This is a genomic window from Mesobacillus subterraneus, assembly GCF_020524355.2.
GTDB classification, from domain to species: domain Bacteria; phylum Bacillota; class Bacilli; order Bacillales; family Cytobacillaceae; genus Mesobacillus; species Mesobacillus subterraneus_C.
The window spans coordinates 3,576,173-3,596,424 of sequence record NZ_CP129019.1 but is presented as its reverse complement, the minus strand read 5'-3'; the positions used below and the strand labels follow the sequence as shown (position 1 = coordinate 3,596,424).

Sequence of the window (20,252 nt, the reverse complement as noted above, 5' to 3'; positions counted from 1 at the left end):
AGTGGTAATGAAAGCAGAGGGTGGAGATGTGAATAACGAGGATTTAGAACTTGAATTGCTTTTACTGGCCATCTACCGTCTTTCTGGCTATGATTTCAGGAAATACATGCGTTCCTCGATTTCGAGGCGGGTCACTTCGAGAATGAATGCCGAAAAGCTGAACAGCATTACCAGCTTAACGGGAAAAAGTCATTCATGATGACCGAGTGCTGCAGAGTATCCTGAAGGATTTTTCGATTAATGTGACAGAAATGTTCAGGGATCCGGACTTCTTCAAAGCAATGCGCGAAGAAGTCATCCCCCTATTAAAGGAGCTTCCTGAAATCAGGATCTGGCATGCCGGTTGTTCGACGGGAGAAGAAGCCTATTCGATGGCGATTTTACTAGAGGAAGAAGGGCTGGGAGACAGGGCGAAAATTTACGCAACGGATATGAATGAAATCGTGTTGCAAAAAGCGGAAGCCGGGGTCATCCCGCTTCACAAAATGCAGGCCTACACGAAAAACTATATCCTGGCTGGCGGGAAAAAGTCGTTCTCCGAATATTACAATGCCGATAGTGAAGCTGCGCATCTGGCCCCATATTTAAGAAAGAATATCATGTTTGCTCAGCATAATTTAGTGACAGATGGGTCCTTTAATGAATTCCATGTCATCATCTGCAGGAATGTCATGATCTACTTCAACCTGCAGCTGCAGCAGCAGGTCTTTCGCTTGTTCAACGAAAGCCTGAGCGACGGAGGTTTTCTCTGCCTTGGCACGAAGGAATCAGCCAGGACGGACCATGGCTTCCTGGATGAATTCAATTCAACAGAAAAGATTTACCGAAAAAAAAGCAGGAATCCTTTATCTTAGGATTCTTGCTTTTTGTTTTGACCTGAGCGATTGTTCACTTGGATTAATGCCCATCCCCAGCGCTTTTCTATGTCTATCTCCAGCCCGCTTCTGCTTTTCTATGTCCAGCTCCAGCGCCTAGCCTCTCGAGTCGCATGTCCTGCTGCGGCTCCTAACTCCTCGAGACGTTTGTCTAGTGTCGCCTCCTAGAAACTCCGAAACTTCAACTCCGCCGGCAGAAGCAAAAAGCGCTTCTTTGTCGGAGTCTCCAGTTTCTGCGTTTCTGGACAGTCGGCTATACATTTCGATTTCGGTCCTGCCAATGAAGTCAAAGGGCGATTTCACTGTCAGGCCCTCCAGTGCTTGTCGGTGACCAAGGCGCTTCTGCTATTCTATGTCGCCTGGATAAGGATGATGCACATATCATCTGCCCCTGATTCTTTCTGCTCAGGGGTCAGGACGAGGTCGAGCGGTTCCGTTTCTTTCGTGCACGGAAAGGGATTAGTGACTAGATGTCTTAAGTATTCAGTTCCTGCTTGTTCATATTTATCGATGGCCTCATGGACGCCGTCCGTACAAATCAGCAACTGCAGGGAGCTTGTGTAATGAATCGTCTTTTTATCAGTATGTATTTCAGGAAAAAAGCCAACAGCGCATGTATTGCTTTTTAGTTCTGCGATCTCATGGCCGTCGATCATCGCATGCGCGGTAGGATGTCCGGCGTTGATGTATTCGATTTTTCGCTCGGCAGTGTCGATCGTTAAGTAAATGGCGGTAAAGTAATAAGGGATTTTCTGGTTATAATGGTTCAGGGAAGTCATCCACTTGTTCAATTCACTTATTACATATTCCGGATCAGGATTCGTTCTGATGGCATCCCTCAGGACAGAGGAAATGAACATGCACACGAGGGAAGATGAGATGCCATAGCCCATCATGTCAAGCTGGATGGCAGCAAATTTATGCTCATCAATCTGGCGCCAGTAATAAAGATCTCCGGCAAGCTTGAAGGCTGGGAGATAAGAGGCTTTGATGAGCAGATTATCATTGTATACAGGCTCACTTAACAAGCTCGTCTGCACTTGCATTGAAAGTTCCAGCTCATTGGTGATCTTCTCTTCCTGTTTCTTATGCCAGTCCTTTTCATATTTCAATCTCAGTGCTACCCTTAGGCGTGCCAGCAGCTCGGTCTTTTTGATCGGTTTCATCAAATAATCGGTCCCGCCCGCATCAAGAGCCTCAACGACTTTGGCCGTGTCCTCAAGCGCCGTGACAAAGACAACGGGAATATCCTTCAGGTGCGGCATTTCCTGAAGGCGGCGGCAAGCTTCAATTCCATCTACTTCAGGCATCATGATGTCCATCAGGATGACATCTACCTGCTCGGCAACAATATAAGGATTGTCAGAATCCAGATACGCAAACAGATCATTTGCAGATGTGAATGAGAGATGGTCTGCATACCCAGCCCGATTCAATAGTTTTTCAATAACGAATAAGTTCGCTTCATTGTCATCTACAATCAGAATACTCATTTGCAATTCCTCTCCTGCTAAAATTCAACATCATTATATTCCCATCATATCATCTCCGTAAACCTTTTTGAAAAATAACACAAAATAACGCATTTGATTGTAAGGAACTACCAGTGAATTTTTGGAAGGATTATCCGATATAAAAAACTAGATACATAAGAGAAAAAGGTGAGGAATTTGCAGCCAGATTTAAACAGCAGCACACTTTTTAAAGTGTACAAATCTTTGTTTCAATATAATCATGATGGATGCTTCGCCCTTGACGCTGAGGGGAATTTTATAGCATTCAATGAAGAAGCTGAAGCGGTGACTGGATATACGCTGAACGAGGCTTTGAATATGAATTTCATCTTCCTGCTTCACGATGATTCTGTGGATGAGTCCATCCGTCAATTCCAGCATGTAATGAGTGGAGGACGTACAAGGTTTGAAACAGCGATCTTTAAAAAAGGCACAGGTGAACGAATCGACTTGATGCTCACTGCTGTTCCCATCACGGTTGAACAGGAGATACTGGGCATAGTCGGCTGCGCTCAGGATATTACGGAAAAAAAAGAGCTGGAGGCTTTATTGGGCGGTCAGAATCGGATCCTGAAGATGATGGCGAAGGGCGCTTCTTTTCATGACGTCCTTGATGAAGTGGTGTTTTTTATAGAAAGTTTTACAGATGGAGCGCACTGTTCGATTCTGGTAGTCGATCAAGAGGGGAAAAGGTTGGTCCATGGATCATCGCCTCATTTGCCTCCAGCTTTTAACAAGGCAGTTGATGGACTTGTGATTGGTCCAGAGGCAGGGTCCTGCGGAACAGCGGCCTATCGGAAGGAGTACGTGGTTGCTGTCGATATTGAATCAGATCCATTATGGGAGAAATATCGGGATCAGGCGCTTTCTTACGGATTAAAGGCATGCTGGTCAACACCGGTGTTTGATGATGATCAAAGTGTAATCGGCACCTTCGCACTATACTATTGCCGTTCCCGGTCGCCCCGAGAAAAAGACAAGGAAATCATCCGCAACGCGACGGATCTCGCCAGCTTGGTGATCCAGCATTATCGGGCAAAGGAAAAAATTAATTTTATGGCGTATCATGATGCGCTGACAGGTTTGGCCAACCGCAGGCTGTTTGATCATCGAGTCAAAAAAGCATTCACTGAAACGAAAGTGAATGAAGGTGAAAAAATGAGCCTCTTGTTTCTCGACCTGGACCGGTTCAAATATGTTAACGACTCATTAGGTCATACGATAGGCGATCGTTTGCTTGTGTATGTGTCAGAGAAGCTGAAAGCAAGCCTTGGTGATGGAGTGTTTTTTTCTAGGCAGGGCGGGGACGAATTCACTATTTTACTCGAACATACGACGAAGGAAAAAGCCGAAGCCGTTGCTCGTAAAATTCTTGAGACTTTAGAGGAGCCATTTGTGATTGACGGATCAGACATCTTCATCACAACGAGTATTGGCATGAGCTTCTACCCGGATGATGGCGCAGAGGTTGACATGCTGTTAAGCAAAGCTGATGTCGCGATGTACCAGGCGAAGAAGCAGGGACGCAATAACTTCCAGGGCTATGATGTCATGTTGGATAAAACAGCTTTCGAAAAGCTCCAAATCGAAAATGAACTCCGCAAAGCACTTGAACGCAAAGAATTTGTCCTGCTATATCAGCCGATCATCAATCTGTTTACAAATGAGGTAACAGGTGCCGAGGCGCTGATCCGCTGGAAAAATGAAAGGATGGGTTTTGTAACCCCCGATCAGTTCATTCCGATTGCGGAAGAAACGGGCCTGATCATCCCGATTGGCGAGTGGGTGCTGAAAACAGCTCTGCTGCAGCTAAAGGATTGGCATGGTAATGGGAGGGAAGGATTAACGGTATCCGTCAATTTATCGATTCGCCAATTTTACCAGTCCAATTTGATCTCGATGGTTAAAGAAACCCTTGAATTTGCTGAAGTCGATCCGCGTTTCCTGACAATCGAGATTACCGAAAGCATGACAATGGACGTCGAGAAAGCGAGCATCATCCTTCATGAGCTAAAGGGGCTGGGAGTCAATATCTCCATCGATGATTTCGGCACAGGCTATAGCTCGCTCAGCTACTTAAAAAGGTTCCCGATCGATCATTTGAAGATTGATCGCTGCTTTGTCCAGGACATCGCTGATAATAAAAGCGACGAAAACATCGCCACGACCATTATTTTGATGGCGCATAATCTGGGTTTGTCCGTCATTGCGGAAGGCGTGGAAACAGCAAAGCAGTTAGGCTTGCTGAAGCAGCATCGCTGTAACGAAGCCCAGGGGTATCATTTTTCCAAGCCTGTTCCGGCAGAAGAATTTAGTAAGATCAAGGTTCCTTCGTAATACGAAGGGGCTTTTTTTTTACCATTAAATTGAAACGCCTGGAACGAATTTCCGTCTTATTTTACAAAGGGGCTGAAAAAAATGAAAAAATGGTGGTTGATCATCGGATTAATGTCCATTTCTATTGCCGCATTGGTTTTTTATTCTTTTTCCCAGTTCAAGGTGGTCAATGCGTGGGAAGAGGAGCATGCCGTATTGCCGAACAAGGTATGGCAGCTGCAGTTCTCGGAAAAGGTTTCAGAACAAAGCCTTGATCAAGATTTGTTGTATGTGACGAATGACAAGGGAGAGAAGCTCGACACGAAGCTGGAGCTGGGTGACGACCGTAAGAGCATTTACATCCATCCTCCTGAAGATGGGTATGACCCGCAGTCGAAGGGCTATACGGTTCATTTTAAAAAAGGGATCAAATCAGCATTGGGCAGGGAGCTGGACGCTGAGCATAGCTGGAAGTTCGTTGTAAAAGAAACACTCCCGACCGTTGGGACGCAGGAGAACCTGGCGAGCTATTTTGAAGAAATCATCAAGGAAGAAAAAAAGGCGCGGGGCTGGTTTGGCGGTTTGAAGGAATCCTTTTCTGCAGGCGAGGATAAAGCGACGGAAGAGTCAGTGGCTGCTGATAAGTCAGGAGGCGGCGGAGATGTGTCCGAAACGAATGTCCAGGTCCAGGGTGTCGATGAAGCGGACATTGTGAAAACAGATGGAAAAAGCATCTTTCAGGCTGAGCATGATAAGGTGCGGATTATTCAGGCTGTGCCTGGCGCGCAGATGAAGGTGTTGTCGACGATTCCTTATAAGGAAAATTTTTCTCCAAGCCAGCTGTTTTTGCAAGAGGATCAGCTCGTGGTCATTGGGCATCAGTACAATGAGATTTACAGACCTTACGAAGATGTTGCCAAAGATTCGCTGATTGCTCCGATGATGCAGTCGACGACCATCCTTGTTTATAATGTGAAAAATCCTGCTGACCCAAAACAGATTCGTGAAGTGAAGATGGAGGGCCACTACATTTCGGCCAGGAAGGTGGATAACCTTGTTTACCTTATCACACAGCATTATCCAGATTACTGGCTGCTGAAGGAGAGCAGGAAAATGGATATCCGGCCGAAGTTCTCCGATTCAGCGGTGGGTTCGAAGGAGAAAATGATTGGTTATGACGAAATTTACTATTTTCCGGAATCGCGTCAGCCGAACTATACAATCATAGCTGCTCTCGATCTTGAGCAGCCGAAAAAGAAAGTATCAATGACTACCTATTTGGGCAGCGGCAACCAGGTTTATATGTCAAAGGAAAATCTGTATCTCGCAGTTGAGAATTACGGGGATATGGATTTCAAAGAGCGCGGTGTGATTGCACCTGACACGGATGTCCATAAATTCGCGATCAAGGGCATGGAGGTCAAGCACCATAGTTCTGCTACGGTGCGGGGGACGGTGCTGAATCAGTTCTCGATGGATGAGCACAACGGCTTTTTCCGGTTGGTGACGACGAAGGGATACGCTTGGGATGAGGATCGGCCTTCATCCAACCATCTCTATATATTAGATGAAAATTTAAAGGAAACCGGGAAGATTGAAGAACTTGCCCGCGGTGAACGAATTTATTCTGCCAGGTTCATGGGGGACCGGATTTATATGGTTACTTTTAAAGAAACCGATCCGCTGTTTGTGTTTGATGCAAGCGACCCGGCCAACCCGAAGGTGCTAGGCGAACTGAAAATCCCGGGTTTCAGCAATTACCTTCATCCGTATGATGAAAACCATATCATCGGATTCGGACAGGATACGAAAATCGTCGCTGAAAAAGGAGCCGCACAGCCGCGGATCCTGACAGATGGAGTCAAAATCTCCCTTTTCGACGTCAGCGATATGTCCAATCCGAAAGAGAAATTCACTGAGGTCATTGGCGGCAGGGGAACCTATTCTCCGCTGAATCATGATCATAAAGCTTTGCTGTTCAATAAAGACAAAGATATCTTCGCATTCCCAATCTCGGTTTACCGAAACAGCGAGAAGAACGAATACGAACAAATCTTTGAATATCAGGGAGCTTATATTTATGATATTGACCCTGAAACAGGTATCAACCTTAAGTCAAAAATAACCCATATTAACGGCGACATGCCGTATTACGAAGAATGGGAGCACCAAATCCAGCGCCTGCTTTATATCGGTGACACCTTATATGCTCTGTCGGCAGATAAAATCACCAGCTATAAAATGGGCAGCTACGAGAAGGTAGGAGAGCTGGGATTTTAGGATAGTACCGGTTGGAAATAAGGAGAGTTGAGATTTTAGGAAAGTTCCGGTCCAAAACAAGAACAAATTCCGCTCAAAATAAAAGTGGAGTCAGGCTGTCAGGTGCGGCCAGACTCCACTTTTTTTCATTGACAGGAAATTATAAAATAATTTCGTTGTGGATAACTATAGGCGTTATCTTAATCCGGCTCCAACGCCTAGCCCCTCGAGACGCTTCGGTCCGCTCAGGTGAAGTCAAAGAACGACTTCACCGGTCGGCCCTCCAGCGCTTGTCGGGACTGAACGAGGCGCTTGCGCTTTTTGTTAGTAAAGGTTACCCCAATCCCTCTGTATTCTGCAGCACAATCCTCCAGCCATCCGGATCGGCAATCGTCACACCGGCCTTTTTCCAATACGGATTTTCTGGCTCGACCTCATGATAGCCCATATCACGCAGCCGCCTGGCGATTGTGTCTAGGGCTTCCTTGTCTGGAATGTAGAAGACTAATAGATTGTCTTCTGTGGGCGCGGGACAAGGACTGCCATTTTCATGCTGGGTAAACTCGAGATGATAGCTTAAATCTGGCAGGCCAAGCATCACCCCGTCATAACCATCATGTTTTTCAAAAGAACCTACAACTTCAAGTCCGACACCATCGCGGTAAAATTCAACGACCTTTTTCAACTGATCCGTTGGCCGAGCAATCCTGAATTGGACAGCAGGCATTTTTCCAGACCAAGGCTTCTTCATCTTCAGCACCTCGCTTCCATTCTTTCATTTTATTATATAGTGAAAAAACACCATTGAGGCCGGAGATAGGAATGAGACTTTCTCAGACTTTCGTTGTAGTTTGTTATAATTAAGAGGATTTTATATAAAGAGGTGATTACATGACACTTGGTCTTGTTTTAGTCATCATTATTCTCATTGGAGCATTACTGGCAACATTGTTATTGTCCGGAAAGGGAGACGATGAATATAGTAAAGACACGAAAAAAAACACGACGAATCTAACGATGATTTATATTGTTGTCATCTTACTATCATTCATTGCTGTCGGAGTTTATATTAGGTGGTTTGTGTAGGCAAAGAAAGGTCAGCCCATTTATAAAGGGCTGACCTCTTCTTTTTATACAAACAGGCTGAGCAATAGAATGAATCCTAATCCTGCTACTGAAATAATCGTTTCAAGCAATGTCCAAGTTGCGAATGTTTCTTTCATGCTAAGACCGAAGTATTCTTTGAACATCCAGAAGCCTGCATCGTTCACGTGTGAAGCGATCAAGCTTCCTGCTCCTGTTGCAAGTACGACTAGCGCAAGGTTAACGTCTGTCTGTCCAAGAAGCGGGATGACAAGACCAGCTGTTGTTAAAGCTGCAACCGTTGCTGAACCGAGAGAGATACGAAGAATTGCTGCGATGATCCAGGCAAGCAAGATTGGTGATAATGAAGTACCTTGGAACAATTCAGCTACATAGTCACCAACGCCGCCGTTGATCAAGACTTGCTTGAAGGCGCCGCCGCCACCGATGATCAAGAGCATCATGCCGATGTGAGAGATGGCTGTCGTACAAGAATCCATCACTGTTTTAATTGGAATATTACGTGCGATTCCCATTGTGTAAATGGCTACAAGCAGAGATAGTAGCATCGCAGTACCGGCATCACCGATGAACTGGATCGTTGCAAGGAAAGCATTATCCTCGAATCCCATCGTTTTTTGCAGTAAAGAAATGATTGTTGCGATCGACATTAAGATAACTGGCAGTAGTGCTGTGAAAACGCTGATGCCGAAACCAGGTGTTTCTTCAAGTTTGAAAGTTTTCTGTTCTCCTAAAGAAGCGATGTTTCCTGTTTTGTTAAAAGATTCTGGTACAAGTTTCTTCGCGATTTTCGTGAAAACTGGACCAGCCAGGATGACAGTTGGAATCGCAATGATGAATCCGTAAAGCAATACTTCACCAATGTTTGCACCATACTCACCAGCGATGACTGTTGGACCTGGGTGAGGAGGCAGGAAGCCGTGTGTGACAGATAAAGCGGCAGTCATTGGAATACCAAGATACAAAATAGAAATCTTTAATTCTCTTGAAATAGCGAATACGATTGGAATCAATAATACTAAACCTACTTCGAAAAATAGAGCAACACCGATGATGAATGAAGCAGCCACGACTGCCCACTGGATGTTCTTTTCACCAAATTTGTTCACAAGTGTCATTGCAATTCGCTGGGCACCGCCAGAATCGGCGATCAATTTACCAAGCATCGCACCAAGACCGAAAATCAGTGCTAAGTGGTCAAGTGTTCCGCCTAAACCGGCTTCAATTGTTTTAACAATTTCACCAAGTGGCATGCCAAGTGCTAAAGCGACACCAAATGATACGATAATTAAGGAAATGAATGTGTTGAGCTTGAAGCCCATGATCAATAATAATAAGGCTAAGATTCCAATTGCTACAATAACCAATGGCATTGTAATTTCCCCCTAAGATGTATAGTATTCCCGCATGGAGCGAGGTATTGCCTCTGTTGATTTGCATTGGGGTTAGGCCCCTCTGTAAAATAAAGCGCTAACATTTTTACGAAAGGATGAGGATCATCCCTTTATTTAATCAAACCTCTTTGATAGTTAGCGATTCTCGAATAATCCTGTTCAAGTGCTCTCGATAAGCTGATGAAAATTGGCACGAGCTGTCTGTATTCTTTGGCTGCATCCTCATTCGGCGTGTGACTGTGCGTGCTGCCGATCATATCAGAAACTACATCAAATGAATCGATTTTACCTGTTGCATAAAGACCGAGAATACAAGCGCCAAGGCACGAGCTTTCGTAGCTTTCTGGAACGACTACCTCGATGTCGAAAATATCGGACATCATCTGTCGCCAAACTTCTGACCTGGCGAAACCGCCGGTAGCCTGAATCCTTGTAACCGGACTCTCCATCGCTTCGGTAAGCGCCAAGAAGACGGTATATAGATTGTAAATGACACCCTCTAATGCAGCTCGAATCATATGTTCTTTTTTATGAGACATCGTCAGTCCGAAAAAAAGAACCGCGGACATCAGGATTCCACAGTGGAGCTCGCTCACCCGCTAGGTAGGGGTGGAACAACAATCCTTCAGCACCTGGTCTAACGCGCTCGGCAATTTTTGTTAGCACATTATAAGGGTCAATTCCTAAACGCTTTGCCGTTTCGACTTCGGATGCTGCGAATTCATCGCGAATCCAGCGAAAGACCATGCCGCCATTGTTGACAGGGCCCGCCGATGACCCAATGGTTCTCAGTCAGGGCGTAACAGAAGATACGTCCTTTTTCATCGGTCTGAGGCTTGTCGATGATCGTGCGGATTGCACCGCTTGTCCCAATCGTGACTGCAATCTCACCTTTGCCAATCGCATTGACTCCGAGGTTGGAAAGAACGCCATCACTTGCACCGATGACAAAAGGAGTGTCCGGATCAATCCCGATTTGCTTCGCGATTTCTGAATTGCAATTCATGAAGGTTTTTGTTGTTGGTACCAGCTCGGATAATTGGTTTTTTGTAATTCCCGCGACTTGCAGGGCCTCTTCGTCCCATTCCAGCTTTTTAAGGTTCATCATTCCCATCGCTGATGCCAATGAGTGGTCCACGGCATACTGGTCAAAGAACTTTTTGAAAACAAATTCCTTGATGCCGATGTACTTTTTCGCTTTAGCGGCGATTTCAGGACGCTCGTTCACGATCCAGGCGATCTTGCTTAATGGCGACATCGGGTGGATCGGCGTTCCTGTGCGCTTGTAAATTTCGTGTCCGTTTAATTCTGTTTTGATTTTATGGGCCCATGCTTCACTGCGGTTGTCCGCCCATGTGATACAAGGCGTGAGCGGCTCGTCATTTTCATCAATCGCAATGACGCTGTGCATCGCGCTGCTGAATGAGATGAATGCCAGCTTCTTTTGCAGATTGTGCTTCATTATTTTTGTAATGGCCGTTAGGACCGCCATGTAAATTTCTTCAGGATCTTGCTCGGCTGTTGAAATATCCGGCGTATGGAGAGGGTAACCAATGTTCTCCTGCTGGATGACTTCTCCTTTTTCATTGAATAGGACGGCCTTGGTACTGGTAGTACCGATGTCGACCCCTAACATATACTCAGTCACTTTTCTCCACTCCCTTGGAAAGCGTTTGCTGCGATATCCAAAGGTCGTCTACTTTACCTTGAACATCATCAAAATTTTGGTGTAAGGATTTAATCATAAGTTCGCGATTCTTCGTTTTGATGGCTTCAATATAAAGCTCGTGGTTTTCGAGAATGCGGTTGAAATCATCGTATTTCTCTTCGATTCTTGCCCGCATCGATAACAAGATGAAAGCTTCCATTACGGGCTTCGTGTTATCCCAAATCATTCTGATATAGGAATGATTGATGGACCGGATAATCGTTTCATGGAAGAGCACATCCTGTAGTGAAAATTCGTCGGCATCTTTGTACTTGATGGCGATTTTCATCATTTCGAGGATTTTGCTCAATTCCATCACCAGGTGGGTTGTATCTATTTTTGTCAGTCTTTCGAAAACGAAAGACTCAATTAAAAGACGTACATCGTAAATTTCTTCAATATCTTTTTCTGTCAGGCCGATGACTACAGCACCCATTCTTTCCAGGCGAATCAAGTTTTCTGCTGAGAGGATTTTAAGCGCTTCACGGATGGGTGAGCGACTTACGTTAAAATCAGCAGCCAATTTATTTTCAGATAGGATGGCACCGCTTTCAATCAGTCCCGCGATAATTTGCATCCTTAGCTCACTCGCAACCCGGTCACCGGTTGAAGCCTTAGAAAGCCATTTCTGGGGATAAAGGAATTGTTTATTTTGAGTCATTTCCTCACCTTCCTGGTTAATCAAGTATACTTGTATACAAGTATTATAAAACGAATTTGAAAAATTGCAAGCGTTTTCTCTAATGATTATTTTGCCAATATATTTTACATTCATCCAATAAGGGAAACGTGTTACCGAAAAAGGGAGTCCACCATGATTTCGGTAACAAGAAAGCGGAACATGTGCCCGAAAAGTGGAGGAGCAGAAGATTTGGGTAACAAGAAAGCGGAACATGTGCCCGAAAAGTGGAGGAGCAGAAGATTTCGGTAACAAGAAAGCAGAACATGTGCCCGAAAAGTGGAGGAGCAGAAGATTTCGGTAACAAGAAAGCAGAACATGTGCCCGAAAAGTGGAAGAGCAGAAGATTTCGGTAACAAGAAAGCAGAACATGTGCCCGAAAAGTGGAGGAGCAGAAGATTTCGGTAACAAGAAAGCGGAACATGTGCCCGAAAAGTGGAGGAGCAGAAGATTTCGGTAACAAGAAAGCGGAACATGTGCCCGAAAAGTGGAGGAGCAGAAGATTTCGGTAAGAAGAAAGCAGAACATGTGCCCGAAAAGTAGAGGAGCAGAAGATTTCGGTAAGAAGAAAGCGGAACATGTGCCCGAAAAGTGGAGGAGCAGAAGATTTCGGTAACAAGAAAGCAGAACATGTGCCCGAAAAGTGGAGGAGCAGAAGATTTCGGTAACAAGAAAGCAGAACATGTGCCCGAAAAGTGGAGGAGCAGAAGATTTCGGTAACAAGAAAGCAGAACATGTGCCCGCAAAGTGGAGGAGCAGAAGATTTCGGTAACAAGAAAGCGGAACATGTGCCCGAAAAGTGGAGGAGCAGAAGATTTCGGTAACAAGAAAGCGGAACATGTGCCCGAAAAGTGGAGGAGCAGAAGATTTCGGTAACAAGAAAGCGGAACATGTGCCCGAAAAGTGGAGGAGCAGAAGATTTCGGTAACAAGAAAGCAGAACATGTGCCCGAAAAGTGGAGGAGCAGAAGATTTCGGTAACAAGAAAGCAGAACATGTGCCCGAAAAGTGGAGGAGCAGAAGATTTCGGTAAGAAGAAAGCGGAACATGTGCCCGAAAAGTGGAGGAGCAGAAGATTTCGGTAACAAGAAAGCGGAACATGTGCCCGAAAAGTGGAGGAGCAGAAGATTTCGGTAAAAAGAAAGCAGAACATGTGCCCGAAAAGTGGAGGAGCAGAAGATTTCGGTAACAAGAAAGCGGAACATGTGCCCGAAAAAGGAAGAATTGCCATTTGATTCATCATGGCAATTCTTCTAGTATTACATTACTCATAATAAGTGGAGCTAAACACCCCATTGACTGAAAGGTTGTTCTGAAAGACTCTTCTAATAGCTTTAATTGGAAGAAGACCATCGCTCCAATCATAGATAGCTGTTGTGGTTAATTTCCGTTCTGGAAAAAGTAACTGAAAGGTTTTAGCTGAGTGAAGCACAACTGATTCTATATATTCTAGAGAATTACAGTTTCTACAAATGTATTTATTTCTACTATAACTCTCCAAAAACTCCCCGCAAGACTCACAAATAACCCCTTTCCTCAACATCTCCAAATCATAACTAGGTACCCTAGTATATGGTGATTTCTTAACATGCAATGACAAAAGGGTCTCAGCCAATTTGGAATGTTTGCTCGTTAATTTTGAAGAGGTTCTATTCATCTTATCCATAAAGCGATTTAGTTGATTTGGTAAAATAATAGGGGATTTCAATGGTGCTTGCAGAAGGGCGAATTCAGGGTTGATGAACATGAGGTGGGGTTCGAGAGGGATGTAAAAGCCCAGATTCTTCAGTAGTTGTTTTAGCAGGATCTCTGCACGGTTTAGTTGATGGAGTGGGTTTTTAACTTCGTTCCCGGCAACTGTCTTGAATTTGTCTCCATCCAGGTAATAGTCCCCTTCGAGATTTTTCACTTCGAAGAGATGGAGCCGATCCTGCGTAATCACGAACGAATCGATTTGAAAAAGTGTGCCATTCACTTCAAGGCGTAGGTCGTTGATAATGAGACTCTCCACTCGATGGTTCGTAAACCATAAGTCGAATTGAACTTCACCTTCATAGCCTTTCTCCAGGGTCCATAGGTTTTGCGCATCTTTCTCTTCCAGTTCCATTCGAGGCTTAAGTGCTTGCAGAATTACCAATTCTTCTGGTTTGGTTCTTTCTTTTAATAACATATTCCACTTCCTTTCTTCTTCATTTTAAAATGGGAGCAACTAAAAAACTGTGAACATTTTAAGACATTTTAGAATCTTGATTAAAATAGGACAATTTGATAGTATTAACCTAATTTCATATGATCTTATCAGATCGGTGAGGTAGGGGAGCAAATAACAAGAGTAGACCATCGGAGATAGACAATCGTTGATGGTGGCTGAAAGGGTTGTTTGCCGAAGCATAATCAGGGTCGGACTGATTATTGCTGGGATGCTTTCTGAACAAGGAGCAGACTGTCATGCGGGGTTTTGTGCATGGAGAACTACTGATCGAAATGGCGGATAACGTATATTGTAAAAAGCAATGATAGGTTATTTTCTGTCATTGCTTTTTTGCATGCCAGAGCGTACCAACTATCCCCTTCCATCAACTCCAAACGCGCTCCCCAGGCATTCACATTTTATCCAAAGGGGAGATCTTCTTGAGAACCATCTACAAAAATGGAACCATCTATACATTCAATTCACGCAATCCAATTGTACAAGCAGTGGTCATTGAAAATGGCCGTTTTATTGATATGGGAATTTCAACAGATATTGTGCTGCAATGGGGCAGCCAGGCGCAAATCATTGATTTGGAAGGGAAGACGGCAACACCGGGTTTGATCGACAGCCATCTTCACTTATCAATCATGGCCGATAGTTTCATCAATCTCGACTTTGTCGGAATCACGACCAAACATGAAATGCTGGCAAAAATAAAGGGAAAAGCCAGTCAGCTTGAACCTGGTGAATGGATTGTCGGCAGCAGCTGGGATGAGAACCTTTTTACCGACGGAGGAATTCCGACGATTGCCGAGCTGGATTATGTGGCTCCTGCCAACCCGTTATTTTTAACAAGGACGTGCCTGCACGCAACCCTGGTCAACAGCAAGGCGCTCGAAGTGAGCGGCTATCATCCGTTGATATCGGTTCCGGAGGGCGGAACCATCGTACTCGATGAAATCACGAAGCAACCGACCGGACTGTTCCTCGAGTCAGCGGCAAATTTAGTCCGACAGTATATCCCGGAGCGCTCGTACAACGACTGGAAAAAAGCGATGCGGCAGACGATGAATTATGCGATGAGCAAAGGGTTGACCAGCGTGCATACAAATGACCCGCTCTATCTTGGCGGTCTTGAAAAAACATGGAATCTATTTAATGAGCTTTTAAATGGAGAGCAGCTCGGCTTACGCAGCAATCTCTTGATTAACCATGAGTTTTTATCAAACCTGAAAGAAGCCGGAATGTACACAGGCTACGGCAATGACACGCTGCAAATCGGTGCGGTGAAGATTTTTGCCGATGGGGCATTTGGCCGGAGGACCGCGCTGCTATCAGAACCATATAGTGATGCGCCAGGTCATTACGGCGATGCGATGTATGATCAGGAGCATTTATACGAAATCGTGAAAGGGGCGCGCGAGCTGGATATGCCGATTGCTGTCCACACAATTGGCGACCAGGCACTGGAAAATGTTCTTGATGTGCTGGGCCAATTCCCGGCAACGGCTTATCGAGACCGGCTGATTCATGCACAAGTTTTACGGGAGGAACTGATTCCACGCCTGAAGGGGCCTAGCCGGATTGCGGATATTCAGCCACGTTTTATAGCAAGTGACTTCCCTTGGGTTCAGGAACGTCTTGGTGAAAAAAGAATCAAACTTTCCTACGCTTGGAAAACCCTGATGGAAGCAGGCGTCATTTGTGCCGGAGGTTCCGATTCGCCGGTTGAACCAGTCGACCCGGTTCTGGGAATACATGCCGCGGTTACTAGGAAAAAACCGGGCGAAACTCACGATGGCTATGTGCCAGAGCAGAAGCTGTCAATGCTCGATGCGTTCCGACTTTTCACAGAGCTCGGAGCCTATCCAACAAACGAAGAAATGCTGAAAGGCACGATCGCACGCGGAAAATTAGCTGATATGACCGTTTATACCAAAAATCCATTTGAAATGACGGACGCAGATGAACTTTTATCAATGGATATTGAAATGACGATCATTGGCGGGGAAATCAAGTATCGAAGGCTTTCCTAAGATTATGGGCGGTTTTCAGCTTCCATTCGGAAGCCGTACCGTCCTTTTTTGCGAAAATTCACTTTGAGTAATGAATAGCTCATCAAGTCGCTTCGGTCCTGCCATTGTATTCAAAACCGACTTCACTGTCATGCCCTCCAGCGCTTACCGGGCTGACTGAGGAGCTTGTGATTTTCATAGGTAAAGCTCTCGATTTGAGTCGTGTCGTTTATTCGATTACAAAATGATTTAGTTTTTTATGGCTAAAGTCCTAAAATTTTCAGAATTTGAACCGAAAGAAGGTATGAGTGGTAATTTAATCTATTGCTGGACAGGAGAGCGGAAAATGAAATCCAAAAAAAGATTTGCAAAACCACAGATGAGATTCAGTGTTCGAGCCAAACTATTGACCGGATTTTTCTCGGTATTAGCTTTGTTGGCGCTCGTGGCCATCGTCACGAATTTTGAGTTTAACAAGATGAACAGCCAGTATTCGTCATCCATTGATGAAAGGATGGAAAAGCTGAATTTGATTGTCGAGATGAAGGATGCAATCATGAGAGAGCAGCTGGCCCTCCAAAAGTATATGGCAAATGGTGATGGAGAAAGCCTGATTGAATTTGAGGGTGCGGTAGAAGATTTTGATAAAAGTTCTAAGAAATATTTAAGCTCGGAAAAATCAGCTGAAGGAAAAAAGGTTGGAGAAAAGCTTGTTGCAGCTGAGGCACAGTATTATGAGATGGCTTCCGAGGCGTTTCTTTTAATAAGAGATGAACAAATGGTCAAGGTTAGATTGTTGATGCAGGAAAAAGGGAATCCGCTTATCTTCAGCCTGAATTCTGCGGCTGAGGATGCGATTGAGTACCAGCAAGATGCTTTGGAATCTACAAGTGAAGCCTTGTCTGGGAATGTACAGAAGGTAGCAATGCTGATTATCGTCCTCAGTGCAGCGGCTTTTGTGATAGGCATCTTTATTGCGCTGCAAATTAGCCGCATGATTTCCAAGCCGGTTCAGCTTGTATCACAGGCAGCAAAACAGGTGGCTCAAGGAAACCTGGCTGTTGAAAAAATGAATGTGAAGAACAATGATGAAATCGGTGAGTTGGCTGCAGCTTTTAACGAGATGACGTCCAATTTAAGGGAACTGATTTTCAAGGTAAGCAGTACCTCTGAGCAGGTTGCGGCATCCGCTGAAGAAATGATGGCAAGTGCGGAACAAACCAACTCTGCGACGAATCAGGTTGCAACAGCCATCCAGGAGGTTGCAGGCGGTGCAGAGGTCCAGAGCAAGAATACAGAAGAAAGTGCGAAAGCGGTAGGCGAGATGTCAGGAGGGATCCAGCGAGTTGCACAAACGACTTCTACTGTTGCGGAGTCTGCGGCTGAAACGGCAAAACAAGCCCAAGTCGGACAGGAATCTCTTGAAAAAGTAATTGAAAAAATGAAGTCGATCAATAATACGACAAGTGAAACCAATGGGGTCATTAAAGACCTGGATCGGAAATCAGCAGAAATCGGCAAAATCATCGAAGTCATCACAGGCATCGCTGACCAGACCAATTTGCTAGCGCTAAACGCCGCCATAGAAGCGGCAAGAGCAGGGGAGCATGGCAAAGGCTTTGCAGTTGTCGCTGATGAAGTCAGGAAGCTGGCAGAATTATCGAGGCAATCTGCGAGCCAAATTTCTGGCTTGATCGAGGTCATTCAAAAAGAAACACATCAGGTTGTAGAAATGATGAATAAAGGATGGGTTGAGATCTCTGAAGGAGCGTCTTTAGTTGATGATACGGGACGGACATTTGAAGAAATCCTAAAATCGATCGAAAATGTCAGCGAGGAAATCCAGGAGGTATCCGCGATTTCAGAGGAGATGTCAGCAAGTGTCCAGCAGGTGAATGCCTCGATCGAAGAGGTGACGAAAATCGCCCGTGATTCCGTAGCAAACACAGCAGAAATCGCATCCGCAACGGAGGAACAGCTGGCATCAATGGAAGAAGTCACCTCATCATCAGCTTCACTGGCAAGTCTGGCGCAGAACCTGAGAGAGATGGTCGCAAAGTTTAAAATTTAAAAGTTTGGGAGCATGGAAGTCGTGTGTGTCTTTCATGCTTCTTTTTTTGTGAAAATAAATGCCTGGGTTGAAAGCAGAAAACTCATGAATATTTTTCGGGAAAGAAAATCTGTGTCCAATCTTTTTAGCCACTATTTTTAGGAAGCGATTTGGAAATTAAGGAATATATTCAGGTTTTTCAGAAATATATTCAAAAAGTAAGGAATATATTCAAAAAGTAAGGAATATATTCAAAAAGTAAGGAATATATCTAGTAGTTTAAGGAATATATTCAATTTTTAAGGAATATCCTGTTTTAACAATGGTCCTGCACTAGCCTCCCACCCTGAAATCCACGTTCTATGTGCGTTCGCCCAAGCCAAAGACATGATAAACGCATATAAAGATAGTGAGTACAAAAAGAGAAGAGGGAGGTAAGCCGTATGCATGCATACAGACATCCTTATCGTTCGCAGGATCAGAGGTTTTTCGGCTTTGGCTTTGGATTGCCGTTTTTAGGTGGTTTGGCTGGTGGCTTGTTGGGTGGGGCTTTGTTTTCCCCGCGTCCGTTTTATCCACCCCCGTTTTATCCGCCAGTATACCCGTGCTGCCCGCCGCCTAGATATCCGTATTATTATTAATTTACCAACAAATAAAGGGAATGAGCTGTTCAGCTCATTCCCTATTTTTATCTTTATATAAAGTATAGACTTTCCACACTAATATTAGTGTCCAACTCCAACGCCCAGACCCATCGAGTTGCTTCAATCCGCCCATTGAAGTCAAAGAGCGGCTCTCCAGCGCTTGTCTGGGCTGACCGAGGCACTTACGCTTTTCAGGCTAACTGATATTTGCTTGTTTGATTTCATGCTTATCCATGAATTCGAGTGCCTGCTGGTTGAATTCATCAGCTTTATCTATATTACAGACATGCCCGCACCGCTCCAGAATCACGAGCTCCGAGCTTTCGTCACCGTGAAGGTCTTCTGCTAAATCCCTGACAAACATATGGTCCTCAGCACCTGAGATATAAAGCTTGGGGACAATCTTGCTTTTTTCCTGAACCTTGCTGTATGTGGTTTTGACGTCACCGGCAAGCGGATACCACGCAAGAAAGTTTTTTCGTTTCATTTTATAGGCCTCCTGGATGAAAAACCTCCTTGAGCCTTTATGGTTACCGCGAGGCATCAGGATCAAGGCTAGTATGCGATAAAGCCACATAAAGGGAATGAAATCCCTTATAAACCAGGCCAATTTAATCAGTGATTTTGCAAATAGGTTTAATCTTGTAATTGCTCCGCCAAGGACCGCTGATCTCACACGTCCCGGTTCCGTCTGCAGCAAATGGTGGACGATGATCGTTCCCAGCGAAACGCCGACAAAGTGGGCCTTGTGGATTGAAAGGTGGTCCATTATCTTAAGAATCTCTCTGATAATCAAATCAAAAGAAAACTTTTCCTTATAGGAATCTATGTCAGGTGACTTCCCATGCCCAGGCATGTTAATCGCGACTATATTATATTTTTTCAGGAATGGTTTTAGCTGTTTGTAAAAAATATTCGAGTTCCCGCCAATTCCGTGGAGCAGAACAATATACTCCGAGCCGTAGCCCTTATACAATCTGTAATCTAGCATCCGATTCTCCTTAGGCGTACTTGTTGTGATAATAATGATACCCTTGATATTTATGTTAGTAAACTAAAAGACGATACGAAAAAAATGGCAGGAGGAAATTCTGTTGGACGATGATAATAATTGAATCCTACTAATGAGTACTTAAAAATGGCTAAACTCATTGAGGCAGGAAAGTTCTAAGGAGATTTGTATAACGTAAAGGGCCACTCATAGGCATCACGAATGTCTTCGAGTACCCCAGGATACGTAGGATTGTTTTTGGGTGACAGTACCGTTATCCATTTACTATATTTTACTTATGGTGGGATTGCCAGATGGGTGTAATATCATAGAATGCGATCGAGAGGATTTACGAACTTTTTAAGCTACTATATCAAAGTATGATGATCAAGATGGTTGTTTCTATAAAGAATAACAGTATTATTAACATGCTATTATGAATATTATTGATTATACCAAAAGATGAGCGGGAGTGGGACTAAATTCACTGTATGTTCGGGAGGATGCAAT

13 protein-coding genes, 2 pseudogenes and 1 riboswitch are annotated in these 20,252 nt (G+C 44.5%); of the genes and pseudogenes, 7 read left to right on the top strand and 8 right to left on the bottom strand.

Annotated elements, in window-relative coordinates:
• The first annotated feature begins 7 nt into the window (after positions 1-7).
• Positions 8-854, top strand: a pseudogene (locus tag LC048_RS18735) (CheR family methyltransferase).
• 117 nt (positions 855-971) lie between these two features.
• Here LC048_RS18735 and LC048_RS18730 read toward each other — a convergent pair.
• Both LC048_RS18730 and LC048_RS18725 read right to left on the bottom strand, forming a co-directional pair.
• Positions 972-1,178, bottom strand: a complete 207-nt coding sequence (locus tag LC048_RS18730; protein WP_226606512.1) for a hypothetical protein — start codon at positions 1,176-1,178, stop codon at positions 972-974.
• A 47-nt stretch (positions 1,179-1,225) separates the two neighbouring features.
• Positions 1,226-2,368, bottom strand: coding sequence for a PP2C family protein-serine/threonine phosphatase (locus LC048_RS18725; RefSeq protein WP_306048430.1), 1,143 nt, complete (start codon positions 2,366-2,368; stop codon positions 1,226-1,228).
• Between the two features lie 177 nt (positions 2,369-2,545).
• Between LC048_RS18725 and LC048_RS18720 the strand changes: the two genes are divergently transcribed.
• Both LC048_RS18720 and LC048_RS18715 read left to right on the top strand, forming a co-directional pair.
• Positions 2,546-4,726: an EAL domain-containing protein gene (locus LC048_RS18720; RefSeq protein WP_226606518.1), complete on the top strand. Its 2,181-nt coding sequence runs from the start codon at positions 2,546-2,548 to the stop codon at positions 4,724-4,726.
• Between the two features lie 81 nt (positions 4,727-4,807).
• Positions 4,808-6,985, top strand: coding sequence for a beta-propeller domain-containing protein (locus LC048_RS18715; protein ID WP_226606520.1), 2,178 nt, complete (start codon positions 4,808-4,810; stop codon positions 6,983-6,985).
• A gap of 313 nt (positions 6,986-7,298) precedes the next feature.
• On the opposite strand, the gene LC048_RS18710 is transcribed toward LC048_RS18715, so the two are convergent.
• A complete protein-coding gene (locus LC048_RS18710) occupies positions 7,299-7,715 on the bottom strand; it encodes a VOC family protein (RefSeq protein ID WP_226606533.1) in 417 nt (138 codons plus the stop codon).
• Between the two features lie 140 nt (positions 7,716-7,855).
• Between LC048_RS18710 and LC048_RS18705 the strand changes: the two genes are divergently transcribed.
• Positions 7,856-8,050, top strand: coding sequence for a hypothetical protein (locus LC048_RS18705; protein WP_226606536.1), 195 nt, complete (start codon positions 7,856-7,858; stop codon positions 8,048-8,050).
• A 44-nt stretch (positions 8,051-8,094) separates the two neighbouring features.
• On the opposite strand, the gene LC048_RS18700 is transcribed toward LC048_RS18705, so the two are convergent.
• The 4 genes and pseudogenes from LC048_RS18700 to LC048_RS18685 all read right to left on the bottom strand — a co-directional run bounded on the left by LC048_RS18700 (position 8,095) and on the right by LC048_RS18685 (position 14,018).
• Entirely contained in the window at positions 8,095-9,441 is a 1,347-nt protein-coding gene (locus LC048_RS18700; protein WP_306048428.1) for a GntP family permease, read from the bottom strand.
• A 131-nt stretch (positions 9,442-9,572) separates the two neighbouring features.
• Positions 9,573-11,110, bottom strand: a pseudogene (gntK, locus tag LC048_RS18695) (gluconokinase).
• Complete coding sequence (locus tag LC048_RS18690; RefSeq protein WP_226606551.1) at positions 11,103-11,831, bottom strand: GntR family transcriptional regulator; 729 nt, start codon at positions 11,829-11,831, stop codon at positions 11,103-11,105. The pseudogene gntK and the gene LC048_RS18690 overlap by 8 nt, the downstream one beginning before the upstream one ends.
• Positions 11,832-13,112: 1,281 nt before the next feature.
• Positions 13,113-14,018 (bottom strand): nuclease-related domain-containing protein, encoded by a 906-nt coding sequence (locus LC048_RS18685; protein ID WP_226606555.1) that lies wholly within the window; start codon positions 14,016-14,018, stop codon positions 13,113-13,115.
• A gap of 134 nt (positions 14,019-14,152) precedes the next feature.
• A riboswitch (Lysine riboswitch) is annotated at positions 14,153-14,331 on the top strand.
• Positions 14,332-14,479: 148 nt separating this feature from the next.
• Here LC048_RS18685 and LC048_RS18680 point away from each other — a divergent pair.
• The 3 genes from LC048_RS18680 to LC048_RS18670 all read left to right on the top strand — a co-directional run bounded on the left by LC048_RS18680 (position 14,480) and on the right by LC048_RS18670 (position 18,748).
• The gene (locus LC048_RS18680) at positions 14,480-16,078 is read left to right on the top strand and encodes an amidohydrolase (protein WP_226606557.1); all 1,599 of its coding nucleotides are present in this window, start codon (positions 14,480-14,482) and stop codon (positions 16,076-16,078) included.
• 325 nt (positions 16,079-16,403) lie between these two features.
• Positions 16,404-18,128 (top strand): methyl-accepting chemotaxis protein, encoded by a 1,725-nt coding sequence (locus tag LC048_RS18675; RefSeq protein WP_226606561.1) that lies wholly within the window; start codon positions 16,404-16,406, stop codon positions 18,126-18,128.
• 422 nt (positions 18,129-18,550) lie between these two features.
• Positions 18,551-18,748, top strand: a complete 198-nt coding sequence (locus LC048_RS18670) for a hypothetical protein (RefSeq protein ID WP_226606564.1) — start codon at positions 18,551-18,553, stop codon at positions 18,746-18,748.
• Positions 18,749-18,947: 199 nt separating this feature from the next.
• On the opposite strand, the gene LC048_RS18665 is transcribed toward LC048_RS18670, so the two are convergent.
• Positions 18,948-19,742, bottom strand: a complete 795-nt coding sequence (locus tag LC048_RS18665; protein WP_306048426.1) for an alpha/beta fold hydrolase — start codon at positions 19,740-19,742, stop codon at positions 18,948-18,950.
• Positions 19,743-20,252 lie beyond the last annotated feature (510 nt).

What these genes read in the sequence shown, in the direction of transcription:
- LC048_RS18690 (WP_226606551.1), bottom strand. Translation starts at nt 11,831, where the DNA reads ATGACTCAAAATAAACAATTCCTTTATCCCCAGAAATGGCTTTCTAAG.
- LC048_RS18700 (WP_306048428.1), bottom strand. Translation starts at nt 9,441, where the DNA reads ATGCCATTGGTTATTGTAGCAATTGGAATCTTAGCCTTATTATTATTG.
- LC048_RS18685 (WP_226606555.1), bottom strand. Translation starts at nt 14,018, where the DNA reads ATGTTATTAAAAGAAAGAACCAAACCAGAAGAATTGGTAATTCTGCAA.
- LC048_RS18675 (WP_226606561.1), top strand. Translation starts at nt 16,404, where the DNA reads ATGAAATCCAAAAAAAGATTTGCAAAACCACAGATGAGATTCAGTGTT.
- LC048_RS18725 (WP_306048430.1), bottom strand. Translation starts at nt 2,368, where the DNA reads ATGAGTATTCTGATTGTAGATGACAATGAAGCGAACTTATTCGTTATT.
- LC048_RS18670 (WP_226606564.1), top strand. Translation starts at nt 18,551, where the DNA reads ATGCATGCATACAGACATCCTTATCGTTCGCAGGATCAGAGGTTTTTC.
- LC048_RS18715 (WP_226606520.1), top strand. Translation starts at nt 4,808, where the DNA reads ATGAAAAAATGGTGGTTGATCATCGGATTAATGTCCATTTCTATTGCC.
- LC048_RS18705 (WP_226606536.1), top strand. Translation starts at nt 7,856, where the DNA reads ATGACACTTGGTCTTGTTTTAGTCATCATTATTCTCATTGGAGCATTA.
- LC048_RS18665 (WP_306048426.1), bottom strand. Translation starts at nt 19,742, where the DNA reads ATGCTAGATTACAGATTGTATAAGGGCTACGGCTCGGAGTATATTGTT.
- LC048_RS18710 (WP_226606533.1), bottom strand. Translation starts at nt 7,715, where the DNA reads ATGAAGAAGCCTTGGTCTGGAAAAATGCCTGCTGTCCAATTCAGGATT.